Raw genomic sequence first — 21,240 nt, 5'->3', positions numbered from 1 at the left:
CGCCGCCGGCAGGCTCAGGCTTCTTGCATCGAGCCCCTTCGTATCAAGACTTTCGACGGAATGCGACACCTGTCTCTCCGAGGCCATGCGGCTTTTCTATCCTGCCGTCTCGGAGCCGCCTTGATCTGCCGCAAAGCGTTCCCGGCTAATAGTCACCCGGATTCATGATCATCGGACTTTTCGTATCGGCTGGCGCGAGCGCGCTGCTGGCACTGTCTCGCAGGAAGCGGTCGAGCGTTTCCTGGATCTTCTGCTTGACCGAGTTGGGGCCGCGATCGCTCATGTCCGTGTGCTGTGCGCCGGTGTGCACGATGTCGATGCCGTGCGCCTTGGCTTCTTCCGGCGTCGGCAGCACGCCGGGATCGGTCACAAAATGCGGGTCCTTCGACCGGAACGACAGGATCTTCATGCCGTCGCTGGTCACGAAAGGCACCCGCAGATTGTCGAGCGTGATCACCTTCGACACCAGTTCCGGGTGCTGATGGGCGACATACATGGAGACATCGCCGCCGTTCGAGTGGCCGACGAGGGTGATGTGGTCGTAATCGACGTTCTCCTGCTGCCTCTTCAGCTTATCCAGCACGAAGAGAATGTTGGCCTCGCAGCGGATATAGACCTCACGCCGGCCGACATATTGCTGACCGGCATGGGTCATCAGCGGTGGGTCAGTCGGCAGGTCCTGCTGGATGCTGGCAACCAGATAGCCGCGCGCGGCGAGCACATTGGCGAGGAAGGAATATTCGGTGGCCTTGACGGTGTTGCCGTTACTGATGATGGCGAGCGGGAGTTTCCAAAGGCCGAGATTGGCCTTGGTCTCGTAGTCGCGCCGCACCGCCAATTCGACCGCGATCGGTCGCTGCCGCGAGGCGTCGAACAGCGCCAAAGTCTCATGGCGGATCGCGAACCGGCTGACGACGAAATATTCCCCGACGCCGAGGACGCAGAGAAACGCCAGGATCGCAAACACCCTCTTCATGGCTTCGTCTCAAATCACGTTCGGCTGAATATGGTCATCGGGAACTCTCCGATCGAGCGATCGTGAGCAGGTTACGGGATTAAATCTTGGCAACTCTGTGAGCAAGGCCGCAATAGCCGGATGCCGGGGTCCAGTGGCGCAAACGACCGGCTGGTCAGAGACACCCCGACCTGCCGCGTTCGGGACAGAGCCGGAATGCGCTCGACAGTGTGAACAGGAAGCGGGGGCTACGGCGTTCATTGTCCGGCGCCCGGTAGCTCAACGGCACGGCCACGCCGAGATCGGCCTGGAAATCGTTTGGCAGGAACAAGCGCACACCGGCTCCGGCCGATGTCAGCGATAGGCCTTCACTCAAACGGTAGCCGTCGTTCCAGACGGCGCCAGCGTCGCCAAAGGCATAGAGCTGATAGCCGGTCCAGTAGCGGAAATCGAGCTTCTGATCGAAGCGCAGCTCAAGTGAGCCGGCGAGGCCATTGTCGCCGCTAATTTCGGCTGCGCCGTAACCCCTGCCGAAGGCCGCACCGCCGAGATAGAACTGCTGCGAGGTGAACAGCGGCCGCGACGCTGTCTGGCTCGCTGCCGCGAGCTTGAGCGACCAGGCATCGTTGAGCGTCTGGTAGCGCGTGAACCAGAGGTTCAGCACCGAGAAGTTCGATGAGGCGCCGTCGCGCGACAACAGATCGTCGTCGAAATGCGAGGCACCGAAGACGTCGAGGCCCTGGCGGTAGATCAGCGTCGCGAAACTGGTGCCGCCGAAGCGGTCCTGCAGCCTGTAGTCGGCAGTCAGGCTCGCGGTCCTGATGTGGTCGTTGTACCAGGGGCCGTAAAGGTCATGCTCGGACACATTGCTGAAGCTCGTCGCCGCAGTCAGCGTGAGCGTGGAGGATTGCGACTGCAGCGGAACGACGCTGGCGCGCAGCTCGAAGGCCTCGGTCGTCGTGATGTCGCTGTCGAGGCGGCGGGCATCGCCCGGCCGGACCGCGCTGTAGAGCACGGAAGCGCCGAGACGTAGGCCATCGACGCCGACGGGCGCGTCATAGGACAGCCGTGCGAAGCCGAGCTGGCGAGGATCGTTGGCAATGGTCGACAGGTTGACGGCCAGCGTGTCTCCGGGCGTGAGGTAGGAGTTGAACGCGCCAGTGGCGTAGGTCTGCCACGGGCCCACCGAGGATGATCCTAGGTTGTCCAGGCCGAACGAGGAGAAGACGTGCCAGGTCTTCAAATAGACGGTGAGACGGAAGCGTCCGGACCCGCTGCCGATTTCCTCCAGCGCGCTGTCGGTGATCCGAACGCCCGGCCTGGCGTTGATGAGGAAGAGCTGGCGCTCGAGCGTCGGGAGCCGCGACGGCTGCTCGGCGAGAACCGGCCCGAGCATCGGCCTGACGCCGAACTGCTCGGCGCCGTCGCCTTTCAGCTCGACCTGCACGATGGCGCCTTCGATCACCTGGATCCGGACCCGGCCGTCGGCAATGTCCTGCGGCGGCACGATCGCCCGGCTGAGATGGAAGCCGTCGGCGCGGTAGAGCTCGCTGATCGCGCCGGCGATCCCGGCGAGATCCGCCTGCGAGACCCTCTTGCCGAGATACGGCTGATAGACTGCGGCAATACGGTCGCTGGAAACCGCGTGGGCGCCGCTGACGCTAACGCCGCGCAGGACGAATTGCGGCTTGGTGTCGCCGCGGGTATCGGGTTGGCCAACCGTCGGCAGGCTGACCGGCGGGCGGTTCAGTTTTTCCCGTTCGGTTTGGTTTTCAAAGTATTTCTCGGGCTGGCGCGGATCGAAGCCCGGCTGGTTCGCCTGTTGTGCGAACGCTTGGAGAGCTCCGGCAAAAAACGGGACTAGCAAGGCCATTGCGGTAACGAGATGCCGCTTGCCGGCGCGCGCGGCGAAACTTTCCCCGTAGTTTGACGGAGGAATTGCCGGGGGACGGGAGGGGGTCGTTAGCCTCATGATTTTTCATAATTTTTTAAGGTCAATGATTGGTTAATGTCGCCGCTCCACTGGCCGCATCCTGCTAATCCTCTCTTGAGTGATTTCGGATACCCCTCAGATCTAGCTGTAACGCAGACTGAGGATCGTCATGCTCGGCAGAATTGGAATGCGGTGCGCCCTCGTGGCGCTGGCTCTTGGAACGGCTTCCGGCGCATTCGCCGCGGAGGACGGCGTCTGGTCGATCAGCAGGGCCACCGGTGAAGTGTGGGTCGCGACCGACGGCGCGCGACAGGTGGCGCTGAGCCGGGACGACACGCTCAAGCCCGGCAATACCATCCGCACCGGCCGCAATGGCCGGGTGCTGCTGGTCCGCGGCGAGGAAACGATCCTGATCTCTCCGAACTCGGTGGTCGGCTTGCCGGCCGAGAAGAAGGAGGGACTCTCGACCACCATCATCCAGCAGGCGGGTTCGATCCTGCTCGAGGTCGAGAAGCGCAACGTCAAGCACTTCGAGGTCGAGACGCCTTATCTTGCTGCCGTGGTCAAGGGAACCCAGTTCAGCGTCACGGTGGAGGCGGGCAGCACCAAGGTCGGCGTGCTCCGCGGCCAGGTCGAGGTCTCCGACTTCAGGACGGGGCAGATTGCCCAGGTCATGCCGGGACAAGCGGCTACGGTGTTCGAGCAGGGCAAGCCCGGACTTAGTCTGAGCGGCGCAGGAAAGTTGAGTCCGATCGAGCAGGGCAAGCCGCGCGCCCCGACGATCGAGCGTGTCCCGGTGCCGAGATCGGGACTGACGGCGCCACGCAATGCCGCGACCGGTCATTCCATCCATGCGCTCGGTCCGATCGACAAGGGCAGCAAGGCGGCCGGTGCAGCCAAGGCATCGGGGCAGGCGGCCGCGGGGCATGCCCCCAAGGCGGGAGTCGTGCGCATTTCGACCGCGCTGGGGGAGGTCAAGCTGAACGTCCACAAGGCGACGCGCGGCCTCGCCCACGGCGGCGTTCCGCCAGGGCAGGCGCGTAACGCGAATGCCAGGGCAGACAGTCAGACGGTCTGGAACGATGGCAAGACCAGCCCGGCCGCATCCAACGGCGCGGCAGCTGGCGGTGGCGCCAGTGCGAACGCCACGATCGCCGCAACGACAGCCGGGGCATCCAGCGATGCCCCGCGCGCCAAGAACGGAGACGCCGGCGGCAACGGTAATTCCGGTAACAACAACGGCAATGGCGGCAACAACGGCAACAACGGCAACAACGGCAATAGCGGCAATAGCGGCAATAGCGGCAACAACGGTAACGGCGGCAGCGGCCATGCCAACAACGGCGCCACCGGCAACGGCAGGGGCAACAACGGGAATGGTGGCGGCAATGGCAGCAATGGTCACGCCTACGGCAGACGCTGAGGCGATTTCCTAGGGGATGAGGGGCGTGCCCGCAGAAGCGGGGACGGGGGAGGATCGGAGTGAAACGCTATCGGCCGCATATTCTCGTTGTGATCGCGCTTGCGATCGTGCTGTCCACGGGGTGGCATGGCGCACTTCGCAACGCGCTCACCGATCTGCGGTTCGCCTGGCAGCCGCGGGACGCCAGCGGCAAGGTCGTGGTGGTGGCCATCGACGCACCATCCATCGATCAGATCGGCGTGTGGCCCTGGCCGCGCCGGCTGCACGCGGACCTATTGAGGAGACTCGAGGCGGCGGGCTCGGGAGACATCGCGTTCGATGTCGATTTCAGCGCGCCGTCGGATCCGGCTTCCGACGAGGCTTTCGTCAAGGCCCTTCGCGATGCCGGCGGCTCGACGATCCTGCCGTCCTTCAAGCAGCCGACGCGGAACGGCGGCGCGATCCACGTCAATCGTCCCCTGAAGCCGTTCAGCAACCAGTCGTGGCCGGCGGTCGTGAACGTCGCAGTCGAATCCGACGGGCTCGTTCGCCGCTACCCGGTCGCCGAGAAGCTCGGGGATGAGTTGTTGCCCTCGATGGCGGTCGTGCTGGCCGGCCAGGACGCCAACCGACGGCCGCCCTTCCTGATCGATTTCAGCATTCGTACAGCCTCCATTCCGACCGTCTCCTTTATCGACGTGCTGCGCGGCGATCCTGCTGCGCTCGACAAAGTCAGAGGCAAGAAGGTCATCGTCGGCGCCACCGCGCTCGAGCTTGGCGACCGTTTCAGCGTTCCCAACGGCAAGATCGTCTCGGGTCCTGTGCTCCAGGCACTGGCCGCGGAATCCATCCTCCAGGGCCGGATGCTGCGATGGACCTCGGATGTCGGCATGATCCTGGGCTTGGGCGTGATCTCCCTGCTGATGATGTATTCGTGGCGGCGCCTCGCACCAGGAATTCGCGTCGCAGTCCTCGTCGCCGCCGGGGCGGCTATCGAACTCGCCGCAGCCCTCGTGCAGGCAAAGTGGCCCCTCGTCATCGACACATCGCTATTTCATATTGCGATCGTCGCCTATCTGACCGCGATTGCGCTGGATGAAATCGATTTCCGCGGGCTGCTGGGGCGCATCGCCGAGAGCCGCTTTCACCGCATCGCGATGTCGCTTGGCGACGGCCTCGTCTGCACCGACGAGGATCACCGGATCACGGTCTGGAATCCCGGCGCGAGCGCGATCTTCGGCTACACGCCGGCCGAGATGATCGGCCGCCCGTTCGAAACGCTGTGCGCCGTGCCGGTGGACGGCGATGCAAGATCGTCCATGCATGACGCCGCGCGCCAGGCGCTCCTGGTTCCAGGCGGGGCGGTCGTGGTCGAGTTCGAGGGCCGGCGCAAGAATGGTGAGACTTTCTCCGTCGAGGCGAGCTTCTCGGGTTGGCAAGGAACGGACGGCTTTCAATACGGCGCGATCCTGCGCGATATCTCGGTCCGCAAGCGTGAAGCTGAACGTATTCAATATCTGGCCGAACATGACGTGCTGACGGGTCTTGCCAACCGGAATATGCTGCATACGGGTCTCACCGACCTGATCGCTGCGGCGGAGCGGCGGTCGTCCGGCGTAGCTCTGCTCGTGCTCGGGCTCGATGGCTTCCAAGAGATCAACGACATGCTCGGGCACTCCTCGGGCGATCTCGTGCTGTGCGCGGTCGCCGAGCGGCTCCGCGCCGAGGTCGATGGCAAGGCGATCGTCGCCCGGCTCAGCGGCGACGAATTCGCCATCGCGCTCGCTTGCGCTGATATCGGCGAACCGGTCGCGACCTTCGCCGAGCGCATCGCACGTGCCTTTGAAGCCCCCCTCGCGGCCGGGACCCGGCAGCACCGCATCAGGATCAGCGTTGGCGTCGCCGTCTATCCGGAAGGCGGGCAAAAGGCCGACGATCTCCTGAGCAACGGCCATCTCGCGCTAAGCCGCGCCAAGGCGACGCGGCGCGGCGGCCATGTTCTGTTCGAAGCCGCAATCAGGCAGGAGCTGGAGAACCGGTTGACGCTGGAGAGCGAGCTGGCGCTTGCCGCCGATCGCGGAGAGTTCGAGCTGTTCTATCAGCCGCAGGTTCGCCTGGTCGATGGCAGCCTGGTCGGAGCCGAGGCGCTCATCCGCTGGCGCCATCCGGTGCGCGGCTACGTCTCGCCGGCCGAATTCATGCCGGTGGTCAACACGTCGGCGCTGTCCGAGCGGATCGCGAACTGGGTGATGGAGACGGCCTGCCGTCAGGCGCGAGCCTGGGAATTGTCCGGCAACAACGTGCGCGTCGCCATCAACCTCTCGCCCTCGCAACTCCAATCCGGCGATCTCGCGCATTCGGTCGCGGCACTGCTCGATACGACCGGGCTGACGTCGTCGCTTCTCGAAATCGAAGTCACCGAGGACATCCTGCTCCATGACGAGCGCCGCGTGCTGGCGATGTTCAAGCGGATTCAGGACCTCGGCGTCCGGGTCCTGTTCGATGATTTCGGCACGGGTTATGCGAGCCTGAGCTATCTGAAGAAGTTTCCGCTCGACGGGCTCAAGATCGACCGGTCGTTCGTCTTTGGGCTCCTGTCGAATTCCGACGATGCCGCCATCGTCGGATCGACCATCGGCCTCAGCAAGCAGCTCGGCCTCACGGTCGTGGCTGAAGGCATCGAGAACCGCGCCACTGCCGACTTCCTGGTCAGCATGGGATGCGAGGAAGGGCAGGGCTATTTCTTCGGCCGTCCGATGCCCGCCGAGGCATTTGAGAAGCAGTTCCTGGTGGCTGAACTCCAGACTGTCAGCGCCGCCTGAGCGAGCGGCTTTCGCCTGCGCGCTGACGCCAGCACTCCGAATGGAGGCTGGATGTTTTGGCGAGCACGTCGCGCGGGTCAGCATCTGGTATTCGGCGTCCAGTGACGGTGCGCGCTCCGCTATTGCTCCTGGTCCACTACCGACTCTTGGGCCACTACCGATTCTTGGGCCACTACCGATTCTTTGGCCACGACCGAGGCGAGCCAGGCGCAGTTCGGGTCCGGGACCCGGACGCCGCGGGCTGCAGCATCTAGTCGCATGTTGCGCATGCGAGCTCGCTGCTCCTCCGGAAGGTGCAGTCGCTCATGCCCCCATAGGCTCGGGCCATCAAAGGTTTCGAAAGGTTGCCATGTCTCGGGGGCGATCACTTGCGCTCCCCAACCGTACTCCACGAAGAAGCCGGAGGGCGAGTGAGCATAGAATGATGTCATGTGATCGTTCGTGTGCCGGCCGAGCGTATAGGCTATGCGCCCTTCTTCGAGCTGGGCGAGATCATAGCCTTGCCCCACATCGTCGAAGCTCTGCATCTCGACCATGAAGTGGTGGAAGCTGCGTTTGCCCGAGCCGACCATAGCAAAGCTATGGTGGCGGCCGTTGATATGAAGGAAGTAGAGCGGATATGGCGACAGACCATAGTCGGTGATGTGGAAGCCCAATAGATCGCGGTAGAACGGCAACAGATCGTCCACCGTGGCGACGTTCATCACGATGTGCCCCATCCCAAGAGGGCCGGTCTTGAAGCCCGAGATGGGCCGGCCTGGCTTGAACGGGTCGGGCGAGATCTCCTGCCCATGAAACACTTCCACCCGGTGGCCCCCCGGATCGCGAAACGCGATGAGATCCGCGACACGGCGCTCGTCCGCAAGAGCGCGCGTGCCCTTGGAAACAGCCACGCCGGCGTTGTCCAAGCGAGCGGCCAACTCGTCGAGATCCGCCTTGCTTTCGACCTCCCAGCCAAGGAAGCCAAGACCATCATGCTCAGCGCCGGTCACGACGAGCCTCTGCTGTCGGTCGTCCATGCGAAACGCCCGAACCTTGGCGGCTGCGTCGACCTTCTGCATACCGAGCAGCCGCGTCGCGAAGCCCTCCCAGTCCTCAAGCTTGGTCGATTCTACGCCAACGTAGCCCAATGATTTGAGTGCCATGAACCGTTTCCTCCGCCGTTTCCCAAGTTCGATGCGTTGCCCAATTTTCGGCGCCGGTCGCGCAGGCCTAAAGGGCTATTCCTTCTGCTGCGAATACGCGTTGCGTGGATGGCCGGGACTTGAATTCGCTCCACCGAGCGGCGCACGCCGCCGGGACTTCGAGCTTGAGACGCTCGCAAGCCCAGAAAAGAATGTAGAAGAGCGCGCCATCGGCGAATGACGGCCCTGTGTTCTGTCGCAGGTGACGATCGATGACGAGAAATCCTTCTTGGATGATCTCTCGCCCACGCGCCCGCGTCGCCTCATGGTCTGCTTCAGCCATCGCAAACTTGTCCGGACGAAACGCGCGCGAAAAGCCCTGCATGTGGATGGTCGAAACGATGAACTCGGTCAGCTCACTTGCGCTCAGAACAGTCTCCGGGTCAGACGGCATCAGGCCCGCCGAAGGCGCTTGTTCGGCGAGATGGCGCGCGATCACGGGGAATTCAGTGAGGACCGAGCCTCCTGCGCTTTCGAGCGCGGGCACTTTGCGTTTCGGATTGACCGCTGTGTACCAGGCCTGAAAATTCTCTCCGTTGCGAATATCGACTTTCCTTAGTTCGAAACGGCACCCGATTTCTTGCAACAGATAGTGAATGCCGATCGAGCAAGCGCCGGGTGCAAAGTAGAGCTTCATCATTTGTCTCCCGATTAATGCAGAACGACATCCTGATCGACGGGACGCCACGCAAGACATCGCCGCTGCAAAGCCATAAGCACTGCGTCGGACGCGAAGACGATGAGTACGATCAAGGCTATTCCGGCATAGACGCCCGCGATGTCCACAGAGTTGTAGGATTGCTCGATGTAGTGACCCACCCCGTTCTCGGCCGCGAGAAACTCGCCTACAAGCGCGGCATTGATGGCCCATGGAAGCGCGGCCCGCAGCGCCGCCCACACAAACGGCTGGACGCTATTAAAGATCACCTCGCGCGCCACTTCGATCTTGCTTGCACCGAAGATCGATACTGTCTGGACGAGGTTCGGGCCGATGGATCGTATTCCGGCGGCCGTCGCGACGAACACCAGGAAGAACGTCATCAACGCGACGAGCACGATTTTCGAGCCAAGGCCAATGCCGAACCACAGGATGAGGATGGGACTCAGCGCCAGCTTGGGAATTCCGACGGCGGTTCGGGCGAACGGCTCGACGACCACCCGAAGCCGCTCGGACAGTTGGACGAGAAAGGGAAGGACGACACCGAGACCCGCTCCCAACATGAGGCCTATGCCGGCCTCTGCGGCGGTCGTCGCCATCATCGGGAAAAGTTCTCGATTCGAGATCAGCTCGATGACCCTCTGGAGAGTGGCTTGCGGCGTCGCCACAAGCGTCGGATATGCCCGCGCGGCGGCGAGCCACATGCCAAGCAGCACGACGGCGACCGCCGTGCGCGCGACGATCAATGGTGACGGAACGATCGCGGTCTGCGACCGACCTGCCGAGATAGTTGACGAATTCGGCATCAGACCTGCGCCCTGATCCGGCTAAACAAGCCCGGGAACTGCGGTGCGGTCACGATGCTATCGAGTGCTCTGGGGCGTGGGATATCGATGACGTGTTCGCCTCGAACGCAAGCGGGCGACTTCGTCAGCGTTATCGTCCGGTCTCCAAGGGCAATCGCCTCATTGATGTCGTGGGTGACGAACAGGATCGTCTTCTCTCCTCGTTGCCACAACTTGACGAGATCCGACTGAATATGGAGCCGAGATTCGGCATCGAGCGCCCCGAATGGTTCGTCCATCAGGATGACCGGCGGATCGTAGGCCAGCGTTCTGATGATGGACGCGCGCTTGCGCATGCCGCCGGAAAGTTGGTGAGGGTAATACCCCTCGAAGCCACCTAGCCCCACTGTCTCGATCAATTCGTCGACGCGCGCCCTGGTCTCGCTGTTGAGTCGACCCTGGACAACGAGCGGATACTCGACATTTTCGCGCAGATTCCGCCAGGGCAAAAGGTTATCGTCTTGCATCACATATCCGATGCGACCGCCGCATCCCGGAGAAGGCCTGCTGCGGCTCGAGTCGTTGATGACTTCGCCGCGAAACAATATCTCCCCTTTCGAAGGAATATCGATCTGCGCGATCATATTGAGCAACGTCGATTTTCCGGAGCCTGAGGGTCCGATCAGCGTAACGAATTCACCTTCGTGGAGCGCAAACGACATTCCCTCTACGACCCAGCGAATTCCGTCTTTGCTCTGCCCTTGGAAGCGCTTGCCAAGATTGCAAACGTCCAGGAGCGGCTTACCATTCTGTCTCATGTGAGGCTTCCCGAACTAACGCCTTTGGAATGAGAACCCTTCCAAGCCAGCAGGCGGTCGTGCAAACGATCGATGCCGACGTTGGTGATGGTTACGACTAGCGCGAGAGCTGTTACGGCGGCGAGTGCGCCCGTGACCTCGAAATTCCCCGCAGAAAATTGAACAAGATACCCCAATCCGCGGTTCGAGGAGATCAATTCGGCGATGGCTGCTCCGCCAATCGAAAGAGGTAGCGTGACCTGCACGGCCTGAAAAATGAACGGCAAGGCAGAAGGCCAGACGACGGTGCGCAACAACTGCGCTTCACTCGCACCAGCAACCTTTGCCATCCGGAGCAGGCGAGGATCGACGCCTCGAACGCCTTCCATTGTACTGAAGAACACGAGGAAGAAGCTTACGCTCGCGACGAGTGCAACTTTGCTCCAGATGCCGATTCCAAACCAAATAATGAAGAGGGGAATGAATGCGACCTTGGGCAGCCCGTATCCAATCAATATGAATGGATCGAGCACCGCCCTCACGAACGGCCGTTTCCGCAGGACAAACGGAAGCACCAAGCCCGGCAATCCGCCGATAACAAATCCGAGGACGGCAGCCAGCAACGTATAGCCTGCGTTGGCACCCAGGACGCCGTTGAGGGACCACTGATACAGCTGCTGCCCAACGAGAAACGGCGAACTTATCAACTCGGGCCCAGTCCAGACACTTGCTGCTTGCCAGACAAGCAGCAGCATGGTTCCGAATCCGAATCTATCGAAGGTTGCTCTACTCATGGGTTCTATTCCGCGGTCTCCCTCTACGGGGTGAACGCTGTTAAATAAAGTTCCGACTCGGGGGGCAGTTTGGCATCCGGAGGAATGATTCCGCTGATCCGATCGAAGGCGATGACGTTGTCCAGCATCGCGCTCGTCAGTTTCATGTCTGGCTGAGCGAACGGGGCAAACACTTCGTAGGATGCCTTCAGTATATCAGGCTCCATCTTGTCGAATGACTTGCCGAGCGCCTCCAGACTCGCGGAGCGGTCCGCTTTCATCAACGCGATCGCGTCTTTCAGAGCCGCCACGAATCCCTGACAGCGCACCGTTTCGGTATCGCAGTAGCCCGGCCGAACCAGAACGACGTTATATGGAAAGGGCTTCAACTCAGGGAGAGATACCTCCGGCCCCGACAGCCATCGAACACCGCCTTCTTCGACGGCCAGAAGAGAGAACGGAGGCGAGAACACCATGGCGTCGATCGTACCTGCCTTGAGCGCCGCGACCATCGCGGGCGGCTGTAGCGCGGTAATCGTGAAATCGGTCTCCGGGTTCATTCCCGCCTTGACCGCGACGAACCGCAGGAAACTGTGGGGTAGACCATTGATTGCGTCGACCCCGATCGTGAGTCCTTTCAAAGCGCGGATTTTCGCCATTGCGTCCGCGTTCGGCGCCATTTCCAGCTTTTTGGCTACCGCGTCGCGGATCACGATATCCGTCGTGAAGCGATCCTGTGTATTGGCTATCGCGACGAGCTTTTGATTTCGGGCCGCTGCCGCGATTTGGATGCCTCCGGAGATCAACGAGAAGTCTGCGCTCTTGCCGAGCATCGCGTTGATGACGCCGGGACCGGCGACATAGATGACCTTCGGCTCGATCCCATGTCGGCGAAAGAAGCCGCGCTCCTGCGCGATGTAGAGCGGCGCGAATAGGAGGGATTGAGCCGGCAAGGCAATCGTTGTCGGGACCGGCGATTGTGCGAGCGCTGGCGAGGAGCCGTGCGCGGCGCCCAGAGCGATCATCGCAAGACTCAATATTCGTCCTGCGTACTGCATCTCCTTGTTCATAGAGTCCTCCCTGACACTTTTTTGTTTCGTGAGTTTGCGTTGCTCTCAAGCGGCGGACGGCTCCTCGTCGCTTCTGATGTCCGCTCCCGCCAATGCCGTTCCAAGAGCACGTTCGACAAATTTTCCTGGATCGGGCACGGCGTTGAAGCTACGCGCGGCTACGTAGCCGTCGGGCCTGATCAGGACCATCCCGCGCGGACCGATGCCGTACGATTGGATGAAGAGTCCGTCTTGATCGATGTAGTCGCCGCCGGCGCCAATGCTGCAGGAGCGCCCTGGAACATGAAGCTCTGCGGAAACCTTGGCAAAGGCGCGTTGCCAATCTTCTGCGCCGGGTGTCGTCAGCATCAAGAAGTAGCCGGCACCGGCGAGATCGACGGTCGACAATCTGCCGTTTGGTCCTTGCAGCCAGAGATGGGGTGCTCGGTGTCCGGGACAGGCAACCGGTTCGTACTGCTCAATGCGGAAGGGCGGAGCCGACGTCCCGTCAGGCGATATCCATCGGGAGGAATAGGCTTGGCCGAATGTCTGACCTATGTAGTCAAAGTGCTCGCGAAGGCTCGGGATCACGTCCCGAATGTGACGCTCCGCTGCGGCGGAATCCGGGCCCTCGAGCATCTTGGCGATCGGGCTGTCGTGCGTTGCCATCCCGGAGAGACCACTCTCCGCCATCTTCATTGCGTTGTGAACGCTCTGCTCGATATTGGTCTGAGCGACAGGACGGCGCTCCTCGTTATAGCTTTCGAGAAGCGAGGGCGGAGCGTTGCCGCGCAACACGAAGGCCAATTTCCACGCCAGATTGTGCACGTCACCAATGCCGGTGTTCATTCCTTGCCCGCCCGTCGGCGGCAGCGGATGGGCGGCGTCCCCCGCGATGAATACCCGACCTTTGCTGAATTGGTCCGCAAGGCGAGCCTGCATTCTCCACGGCAGGATGCTATGGATCTCGAGCGGAACGTCGTCCGAGCCGATGGCTGCGCGAACGATCGCTTCGCAGCGCTCGGTCGTGAACGACTCGACGCTTTCCTTGTCCGGATCGAAGGCGAAATTGTACGTCCAACGTCGCCGGCCATCGAGAGCAATGAGCACTCCGCATGTCGTGGCGTTGTAGATCCACCACAGCAGATAAGGCCGCTTTTCGACGAACTCCCATAGGTCGGCCTCGAAGTAGATGCCGATCTGTCGGCCAATTCGTCCTCGTCCCGTCATCCCGATTCCGAGGCGCTCCCTCACGAAGCTGCGCGCGCCGTCCGCGGCAATCACGTAGCGCGCGTCGATCATGAGGTCGCCGGCCCCCTGCCGACATTCGAGCCGCACACCATCAGGTCGGGACGCGAGTTCTGTGAGCTCGGTCGAGAACAGCAATTTGACGGGCGCAAAGCTTCGCGCGACATCAACCAAGATCGGCTCAAGCACGTCTTGAGGGCATGACGTCTTGCGGCTCGGACTGGCGGCTTGATGGGCCCGGTCGCGGTCGGGAATGCCCCGCGTCGCCAATACCGCGATATCCGGTCCTATCAGCCGGGACAGGAAGGAGACTCCCGCGTTGCGCTCTGGAGGCAAGCCGGCCTTTGCTACTGGCTCGTCGCAACCGATCGATCGGAATACTTCCATCGTACGCGCGTTGACTACATGCCCCCGCGGATGAGCCGATGTCGACGCATTTCGTTCGATGAGGATCGTGTTCACGCCCAACGAACCCAGCAAGCCGGCAGCCGTCAGACCCACCGGTCCGGCACCAACAATTGCCACTTCGGTCTCCATGAGACCTCCTCCCGATCGCCCCTGAATTATTTTTCGCGACCGAGAACCAAGCGCAACTTTGACTGACAGTCAATAAAATTTTGACTAATAGTCAATGACGCGGTGCGGGACGTGCCATCAACCCTCTATCAAACCGATGGAATATTCTTTTCGCCAAGAAGCTCGGCGTTGGCGACCGCAAGCGGGAAAAGCCGAAACGCCATCTCGACGATGGCCGCCTTGTTTTTTATCTGTCCCTGAACCCAGGCCAGAACGAGCTCATCGAAATAGCCAAGCCAGGCCCGCGTCGCGACAGCAAGTTCAAGCGAGGGCGCAGTCACGCCATAGAAGCCAAGGACCAGCCGAATTCCGTGGCTGCGCGAACGTTCCCAAATGTCCTGGATTGCCGCAGTCCCGCCGCCGCGCGAATGAAAAACGTAATCGACCCGGCGTCGATAGACCTCTTCCATATGCGCGACCAAGAAGTTGCGCAGCTTTTCGGGAGCCGACCCCGTGAGTGTCGCCTGCAGATGAATACGGTCCAGGCGGTCGGCGGCAGCTTGTGAAATTTCCTCGTAAAGTTTGGCCTTCGATCCAAAGTAGTGGAACGTGAGTCCATGGGCCACGCCCGCTTCGCGGGCAATATCTTCCGCTGAGATCTCGTCGAACGGACGTTGGGTAAACAGCCTGGTTGCTGCTTCAAGGATTCGGTCGCGAGCCGGAATGTCGGCGCGTTTCTTCTTTCGTGCAGTGACCACCGGTTCGACTCAGCCATTGAACTGTGACGGCATGACCTAACCACTCAGATTGACGGCGAGTCAACCGACGACCGCAATTGGTGGTGGACCGGACGCGAACCGTGCTCATTTGACCATTGGCGGTGACTTGGCAGACGTTAAGCTGTTCGCGCAAGGATTTGGAAGTGCAAGATCGATACGGCGTCCGTTTTCTAACGTACTGGTTTGATGCATCGCGAGGTACGGTTGGCTCTACCAGCATGACGGAGCTTCTTGGCGATGCCCGGTCAGTTGAGATGGTTCGGGCTCATGACGCGCTGGTGCGCCGGGCCTTGAAGGACGAGGGCGGGCATGTGGTGAAGCACACCGGCGATGGTATCATGGCATCCTTTGCCGACGCCTCTGCCTCCGTGCAATGCGCCCGCGCCATCCAGCGCGCATTTGAAGCCTTCAATCTGGCGAGCAAAGAGAAGCTTCAGGTGCGAATTGGCATCGATGTCGGCGAGCCGATTGCTGGCAGCAACGACCTGTTCGGTGCGACCGTTCAACTGGCCGCTCGTTTGTGTCAGTTGGCCGAACCCGATGCCATTCTGGTGTCAAAGGCTGTACAGGATTGTATTAGGAGGGCTGAGCGGCAAGCGATCGTGGAGACGCCGAGGGCAATCTTTGCCGATCTAGTCTTCGTCTGGCTCGCGCACGACCGCTGGTTCGTCATCGCCATCTTCCCCTTCGTCATCGTCCTCTTCATCCTCTTCATCCTCTTCATCAGGATCTCTTGGCGGCATCGCGGTGCCCATCACCACGAGCGGTGTCCGGCATACCGCTGCGACGGAGAGCGCTTCGAAGGTGTGTTGCTTCATGGCGTTGCTGCTCCTTGAAAAGAATCCGCTGTCGAATATTCCTGACGGGCGGCACGCGCGCGTCCAGGGTGCGATCGGTGGAAACGCGAGGGTGACACCAGCTCGATGACACGAACAAGGACCGCGCCCGCCACGCAACTCGCGGCGCTCGGGGCTACCTTGTGCCCGAAGACGCATGAGAAGACGCCATGTCCACCAAAAGTTCGCCGCTGGTGACTTCGGGAGCCCCGAGATCGAGGTCAAGCAGGCTTGCCTCAACAAACGCCAGTATCTTGGCGTTCGCTGCGTTGGCGCTCTCGCGGTCATCAAATATCATCACGGCGATACCGACACCGCCGCCCGCATCCAGCACATGGTAAGATCTGAATCCCTGCGATTGCCTCAGGATCTCACCGACGCCGCTCTTGGCGCGACGAGCGGCGTCCGCGACCGAACGAACATTCGTGTACTTGCGAATGACCATGTACATGGGGCCACCACGTGTCATGGGTGCACCCCTCGGATCAGGGCCTATCGGTCCCGGCCGGACTGGTGCCAACTTCGGGGAAAGGCCACAGTGTCCGATTGAGCGAACCGTGCAGCGCGCCTTCTCGAATGAGCCACCCTCGCCCGCAGGGGCGAGGTGCTGAGGCTCAGGTGCCCTCGAACTTGAACGACACGTTGAGCTTGGCGCGATAGGCCTCGACTTTCCCCTTATCGTCCAGTTGCATATCGAGCTTGACGACCTCTGCGATGCGAAGGTCCCGGAGTGATTTAGCGGCTTGCTCGACCGCGTTGGCGGCCGCCTTCTCCCACGAGTCTTTACTGGTACCGATTAGTTCGATGACCTTGTAGACGCTCTCGGGCATGTCGTCCTCCATCCGGTAGGGCCGGCAAATCTAGCATCAATCGCGGCGCCGATACATGTTCACCGATGCTGAGGAAAAGGTTCGTTTGGCTGACATTCTTTGGTTCGACCCAAGGAAGAACTCGGGCACCCGCGCAGATGCGATCGCATTTTCAGCCCGAACGACCGCGCATATGGAATGTCCTTTCCGTCAGTTAGGTTCTTAATGTAGTTCTGCAGGCCGATGTCGTCATTGCCGCCAAGGTTCTGACTCATGAAGCGATGGCACCGCGTAAGCATCAGCAGCATCGTTATCGCCGTGGGCCTGGTGTGTGCCGGGGCCCTGGTGGTCGGTCGATCACACGTTCCAGCGGAAGCCATAGCTTCATCGGTAACACGTACTCCTGAGCTTATGGAGCGTGCGTGGCGCCTGCCCGTGGCAACCACATTTCAAAGACACGTTGATTGGCAGTCAAACGGCTCTCGCTGCGGACCTGCTGCTGTTGCGAATGCGTACCGGTCCTTTGGCGAGGCGGCAAGAACGGAGGGCGAGGTATTGGCCGGCACGTGGAGCTGCTGGACAGGGGTTTGCATAATGGGTCTCACGCTTGACGAACTGGCTAAAGTCGCTCAGTCGCACACCAGCCGGAACGTTACGGTGTTGCGCGATCTCAGCGAGAAGCAGTTTCTGGAGCATCTCCGCCGATCCAACGATCCGGGCAGACGCTACATCGTGAATTTCGATCGCGCTCGAATTTTTGGCGCTGGTAGCGGCCACCATTCCCCGATCGGGGGGTATCTCGAAGCCGAGGACCTCGTTTTCGTGCTCGATGTCAATGCTGATTTCCAGCCCTGGCTCGTCGAGCGGAGGCGGCTGTTCGAAGCTGTAAATACGTTCGACGGCGATAAAAAACGGGGACTTCTGTTCATAGAGTAAATTGTCCCGCATGCCGCTTGGGAGCGGATCAGGGTCGCGACCTCTCTTCACTTCAGCACGTGAACATGTGGACATGCGCCATTTTTCGAAGATCATTGGCTACGGTACCGAGCGCTTCCCCGAGAAAACCGCGCGGGGACTTCGGGTGCTCAACGCAACAGCTTTTGGCGCATCTGTCTTCACCCTCGGATTCGCTCTTTATGATGCGATTGCGAATTTGTGGACACTCGTCATAATCAATGTGCTCACTGCTGTTTTTCTGGCAACGATCCCGCTGTGGCATCGGGCCGGTTCTCTGGCTGCGCCACTGGTGTATATCGCCGGATCGTACGCTGCGATTTTCGCCATTTGCTCCTTGCTCGGTACCGACAGCGGCATGCAGGTGCAATACCTAGCGATCGCGGCCGGCGCCGTACTAGTCGTCGGCACGGAGCGCCTTTTCCTTCTAGCTGTCATCGGCTGTTCTGCAGTTTTGCTCATCATTGCTCTAGAGGTCATGATTCCCGCCGACACCGGGCTGCTGACCGAGCGGCAGATGCTTGAAAACTTTGTCGGCTGCACCGTCGGAACGTCCCTCATCCTCTTCGCCATCGTGTTCTATGCGGTCCGCGAAGCCGCTCGTGCAGAAGCAGTCGCCGAACGCGAGTATCAGAGGTCAGAAAGGCTACTAGTCAACATCTTGCCCGAAGCGATAGCTCGGCGCCTCAAATCGTCGGCTCAAACTGTAGCCGACAGGTACGATGACGCGTCAATTCTGTTCGCGGATATGGCCGGTTTCACAGCCAGGGCCAGTCAAACGTCCCCCACGCAGCTAGTCCAACTGCTCAACAGCGTATTTACGGCATTCGACGAGCTCGTAGAAGAACACCGGCTCGAGAAAATCAAGACGACCGGCGATGGTTACATGGTGGTCAGCGGAGTTCCTGTCGAGCGCGAGGATCATGCGCAGGCGTTGGCGGTCTTCGCACTCGATATGCTCGGGGTCGCAGCAAGTCTTCGCGACCAGCATGGAGAGGCTGTGCCTATCCGAATTGGAATCGCGAGCGGGCCGCTGGTCGCCGGCGTGGTAGGTAAGCGAAAGTTTTTCTATGACGTTTGGGGCGATGCGGTAAACGTCGCCTCGCGAATGGAGTCCACTGGGGTGCCTGGACGCATCCAGGTATCGAAGGAAGTTTTTGACCTCCTGAAGGGAGATTTCGTTTTTGAAGCCCGAGGCGCAGGAGAGGTGAAGGGAAAGGGAGTCATTCCGACCTGGTTCTTGATCGGTCCCAACGGCGAATAGCTAGTCGAGAACAATCTGTGCAAGGAGATGGCATGCACAGCGGGAAACGTACAAAGTCATATGAGCGGTTGCAAACAGTTAGACGTCGCACCATTGGCGACCGATCTGCCGTCGAAGTCTCCGTTGGTCCTTCGCGAGCGGCTGCGCCACCGGGTTCAATTCGAACTTCAAGGTGAGGATTGCCGTCGGCCGGTGCTACCGCCGCAATGCGAATCGTGCCTCCAGTGCACCGTCTCTGGGGCCGAGCCGCACGGGCGAGCCACTGATGGAGGACGATCTCGCCGAAGGGGCGGCAGAAAGCTACCGCCGGCGCGCCACCGCGACGCCGAACAGGAAGGCGACGAACAGGCTGGCAAGCGGCGCTTCGCGCGTGATCGCCGCGACCGTCGCGAGGGCGCCGCCGGGCTTGCGCGATTCCTCGATGGTCGAGGTGAAGCGGTCGACGGCCGCGTGCAGGCCGCCCGCGACTTCACCGATCGTGCGGGAGACATCCGCCGCCGTATCGATGGCACGCTCGGCCATGCCGGGTTGGGACGTGGATTGCGGTATCTCCGTGCTCAAGTGCGCGACCTCCAAACCTGATGGCGGAGGCCGGCACCTTTGGCTATCCGCGCGAGCGCTTGTTTTGAACAGCGGGTCTGACGACCTTTGGCTATCCGCGACAGGCGCCGTCATTAACGGCGGGTGCCGGCCTTGGATGGGCAATGCAGCGCAGGGGCTTTTGTTCCTGTCCGGATGGCAAGTGCCCCCGTGAAACGACGGATGCGAATCTCTGTTAGGCTGGCTCGACCTTGTTGGATCAGGAGGCGGCCGTGACCGATCGGACCATGACGGATCGAGCCCGGCGCATCGCTTTGCTCGGCGCGCCCATCGATATGGGCGCATCGCAGCGCGGCACATTGATGGGTCCTGCGGCGCTGCGTACCGCGGGCCTTGCGACACTGCTCGAAAGCCTGGATTTCGAGGTCGTCGACTACGGCGATCTTTCCGCTGGCGAAGTCCGAGACCTCACCGACAGGCCCCCGGAAAGAGCCAATCACTACCGCGAGATCCAGCGCTGGACACGCGCCCTGAGCCGCAAAGGCCATGAGATCGCGAAGACCGGTGCGCTGCCGATCTTCCTGGGCGGCGATCACACGCTGTCGATGGGATCGGTCAATGCCATGGCGCGCCATTGGCAGGAGCGTGGCCGGGAGCTGTTCGTGCTCTGGCTCGATGCCCATGCCGATTACAACACGCCGGAGACGACGATCACCGCGAACATGCACGGCATGTCGGCCGCGTTCTTGTGCGGCGAACCCGGCCTCGAGGGCCTGCTCGGCGACGATCCCCGCGCCTCAATCCATCCGGACCGGCTCGACCTGTTCGGCGCGCGTTCGATCGACAAGCTGGAGAAGGAGCTGATGCGCGCGCGCCGGATCAGGGTCGTCGACATGCGCCAGATCGACGAGTTCGGCGTCGCCGTGTTGATCCGGCGCGTCATCGAGCGGGTCAAGGCGAGCAACGGGGTGCTGCACGTCAGCTTCGACGTCGATTTCCTCGATCCCTGCGTGGCGCCGGGCGTCGGCACCACGGTGCCGGGTGGTGCGACCTATCGCGAGGCACACCTGATCATGGAGCTGCTGCACGATTCCGGCGCGGTCGGATCGGTCGACATCGTCGAGCTCAATCCCTTCCTGGATGAACGCGGCCGGACGGCGCGGACGGCCGTCGAGCTTATCGGCAGCCTGTTCGGCCAGCAGATCACCGACCGGCCGACGCCGAGTAACGCAATTGCTCCGGGGGAGTGAAGCGTCGGCAACGATGACGATGAGATTCAATCTGCTAGACGAGTCCCAGCTTGTCGCTTGGCGGTATCAGGGCTTCGTCGTCGACGGAGAGAACTGAAGCAGTCAGGGATTGCGGAAACCTCAGGCGGGACCCGTTTGCTGCGAGCCCGCGTTCAAGAGCTGCGATACAGCGGCAACCACTTGCGCGGGCGCAAATGGCTTTTGCAACAGGATGCTGTTCGGCACCCCTAGGACGGGCCATTGATCGGCAGCGCCACCCGTCATGTAAACCACCGGAAAATTCGGATCGAGCTCCCGGGCCGCTCTTGCGACCTCCCAGCCATCGAGGCGTCCGAGAAGATTGACGTCCGTGACAAGAGCCCGGTAGGGCCTGAGACGGCCCTTCAGCAGTGTACTGGCTTCCTCGCCCGTCTTCACGGTTGCGATCTCGAAGCCTCCTTCGGTCAAGGCATCTTCAACGATAGCCTGGATCGTATCGTCGTCTTCGATAACAAGAATCATCGGACGTTCTGTCACGGCACCAATCCCCTGCCATCTCCCCGTGTGTTACAAAGTGTACACAGCGCCGTTTGTTCCCCAGCGGCACAAATCACCTGAATTCAAGGCTGGCGTGGTCAAGCATTTCGTCTGGAATTCCGCCGGAACAGGAACATTCCGGCAATTGCCAAGTTTTCCCGATGCCCTTC

19 protein-coding genes and 1 pseudogene are annotated in these 21,240 nt (G+C 61.3%); 6 read left to right on the top strand and 14 right to left on the bottom strand.

All coding sequences use genetic code 11. The annotated features are described in order from the left end of the window. Window positions 1-145: 145 nt before the first annotated feature. Together WI560_RS23080 and WI560_RS23075 are read right to left on the bottom strand one after the other, a co-directional pair. Entirely contained in the window at window positions 146-976 is an 831-nt protein-coding gene (locus WI560_RS23080; protein ID WP_375305004.1) for an alpha/beta fold hydrolase, read from the bottom strand. Window positions 977-1,130: 154 nt separating this feature from the next. Continuing rightward, window positions 1,131-2,927 carry a ShlB/FhaC/HecB family hemolysin secretion/activation protein gene (locus tag WI560_RS23075; RefSeq protein WP_375305003.1) on the bottom strand — a complete coding sequence of 599 codons (1,797 nt, stop codon included), beginning with the start codon at window positions 2,925-2,927 and terminating at the stop codon, window positions 1,131-1,133. A gap of 130 nt (window positions 2,928-3,057) precedes the next feature. Here WI560_RS23075 and WI560_RS23070 point away from each other — a divergent pair, with 130 nt between their 5' ends. Both WI560_RS23070 and WI560_RS23065 read left to right on the top strand, forming a co-directional pair. Then, entirely contained in the window at window positions 3,058-4,311 is a 1,254-nt protein-coding gene (locus WI560_RS23070) for a FecR domain-containing protein (protein ID WP_375305002.1), read from the top strand. 59 nt (window positions 4,312-4,370) lie between these two features. Beyond that, a complete protein-coding gene (locus WI560_RS23065) occupies window positions 4,371-7,112 on the top strand; it encodes an EAL domain-containing protein (RefSeq protein ID WP_375305001.1) in 2,742 nt (913 codons plus the stop codon). A gap of 119 nt (window positions 7,113-7,231) precedes the next feature. On the opposite strand, the gene WI560_RS23060 is transcribed toward WI560_RS23065, so the two are convergent. From WI560_RS23060 to WI560_RS23025, 8 genes are all read right to left on the bottom strand, one after another. Further along, window positions 7,232-8,257 carry a VOC family protein gene (locus tag WI560_RS23060; protein ID WP_375305000.1) on the bottom strand — a complete coding sequence of 342 codons (1,026 nt, stop codon included), beginning with the start codon at window positions 8,255-8,257 and terminating at the stop codon, window positions 7,232-7,234. 67 nt (window positions 8,258-8,324) lie between these two features. Next, on the bottom strand, window positions 8,325-8,936 hold the full coding sequence (locus WI560_RS23055) for a glutathione S-transferase family protein (protein WP_375304999.1): 612 nt from the start codon (window positions 8,934-8,936) through the stop codon (window positions 8,325-8,327). A gap of 11 nt (window positions 8,937-8,947) precedes the next feature. Next, window positions 8,948-9,760, bottom strand: coding sequence for an ABC transporter permease (locus WI560_RS23050; RefSeq protein WP_375304998.1), 813 nt, complete (start codon window positions 9,758-9,760; stop codon window positions 8,948-8,950). Next, window positions 9,760-10,557, bottom strand: coding sequence for an ABC transporter ATP-binding protein (locus WI560_RS23045; RefSeq protein WP_375304997.1), 798 nt, complete (start codon window positions 10,555-10,557; stop codon window positions 9,760-9,762). The genes WI560_RS23050 and WI560_RS23045 overlap by 1 nt, the downstream gene beginning before the upstream one ends. Continuing rightward, entirely contained in the window at window positions 10,554-11,291 is a 738-nt protein-coding gene (locus WI560_RS23040; protein ID WP_375304996.1) for an ABC transporter permease, read from the bottom strand. The genes WI560_RS23045 and WI560_RS23040 overlap by 4 nt, the downstream gene beginning before the upstream one ends. Before the next feature lie 62 nt (window positions 11,292-11,353). Then, complete coding sequence (locus WI560_RS23035; protein ID WP_375304995.1) at window positions 11,354-12,379, bottom strand: ABC transporter substrate-binding protein; 1,026 nt, start codon at window positions 12,377-12,379, stop codon at window positions 11,354-11,356. A 45-nt stretch (window positions 12,380-12,424) separates the two neighbouring features. After that, window positions 12,425-14,143 carry an FAD-dependent monooxygenase gene (locus WI560_RS23030; RefSeq protein WP_375304994.1) on the bottom strand — a complete coding sequence of 573 codons (1,719 nt, stop codon included), beginning with the start codon at window positions 14,141-14,143 and terminating at the stop codon, window positions 12,425-12,427. A 128-nt stretch (window positions 14,144-14,271) separates the two neighbouring features. After that, window positions 14,272-14,880, bottom strand: coding sequence for a TetR/AcrR family transcriptional regulator (locus WI560_RS23025; protein ID WP_375304993.1), 609 nt, complete (start codon window positions 14,878-14,880; stop codon window positions 14,272-14,274). Window positions 14,881-15,029: 149 nt separating this feature from the next. On the opposite strand from WI560_RS23025, the pseudogene WI560_RS23020 reads away from it, so the two are divergent. Continuing rightward, window positions 15,030-15,467: pseudogene (locus WI560_RS23020) on the top strand (adenylate/guanylate cyclase domain-containing protein); the annotation flags it as partial. A 406-nt stretch (window positions 15,468-15,873) separates the two neighbouring features. Here WI560_RS23020 and WI560_RS23015 read toward each other — a convergent pair. Both WI560_RS23015 and WI560_RS23010 read right to left on the bottom strand, forming a co-directional pair. After that, complete coding sequence (locus WI560_RS23015) at window positions 15,874-16,188, bottom strand: hypothetical protein (protein ID WP_375304992.1); 315 nt, start codon at window positions 16,186-16,188, stop codon at window positions 15,874-15,876. A gap of 163 nt (window positions 16,189-16,351) precedes the next feature. Beyond that, complete coding sequence (locus WI560_RS23010; protein WP_166813554.1) at window positions 16,352-16,567, bottom strand: dodecin family protein; 216 nt, start codon at window positions 16,565-16,567, stop codon at window positions 16,352-16,354. A gap of 252 nt (window positions 16,568-16,819) precedes the next feature. Here WI560_RS23010 and WI560_RS23005 point away from each other — a divergent pair, with 252 nt between their 5' ends. Continuing rightward, entirely contained in the window at window positions 16,820-17,482 is a 663-nt protein-coding gene (locus WI560_RS23005; RefSeq protein WP_375304991.1) for a phytochelatin synthase family protein, read from the top strand. 73 nt (window positions 17,483-17,555) lie between these two features. After that, window positions 17,556-18,764, top strand: coding sequence for an adenylate/guanylate cyclase domain-containing protein (locus WI560_RS23000; protein WP_375304990.1), 1,209 nt, complete (start codon window positions 17,556-17,558; stop codon window positions 18,762-18,764). A gap of 300 nt (window positions 18,765-19,064) precedes the next feature. Here WI560_RS23000 and WI560_RS22995 read toward each other — a convergent pair whose 3' ends face one another. Beyond that, on the bottom strand, window positions 19,065-19,325 hold the full coding sequence (locus WI560_RS22995) for a hypothetical protein (protein ID WP_375159360.1): 261 nt from the start codon (window positions 19,323-19,325) through the stop codon (window positions 19,065-19,067). A 251-nt stretch (window positions 19,326-19,576) separates the two neighbouring features. Here WI560_RS22995 and rocF point away from each other — a divergent pair, with 251 nt between their 5' ends. Then, window positions 19,577-20,554, top strand: a complete 978-nt coding sequence (gene rocF, locus WI560_RS22990; protein WP_375304989.1) for an arginase — start codon at window positions 19,577-19,579, stop codon at window positions 20,552-20,554. Between the two features lie 120 nt (window positions 20,555-20,674). Here rocF and WI560_RS22985 read toward each other — a convergent pair whose 3' ends face one another. Continuing rightward, complete coding sequence (locus tag WI560_RS22985) at window positions 20,675-21,070, bottom strand: response regulator transcription factor (protein ID WP_375304988.1); 396 nt, start codon at window positions 21,068-21,070, stop codon at window positions 20,675-20,677. Window positions 21,071-21,240 lie beyond the last annotated feature (170 nt).

This window comes from Bradyrhizobium sp. A11, from assembly GCF_042077125.1.
Lineage (GTDB): Bacteria > Pseudomonadota > Alphaproteobacteria > Rhizobiales > Xanthobacteraceae > Bradyrhizobium > Bradyrhizobium japonicum_B.
This window is presented reverse-complemented; position numbering and strand designations above follow the sequence as displayed.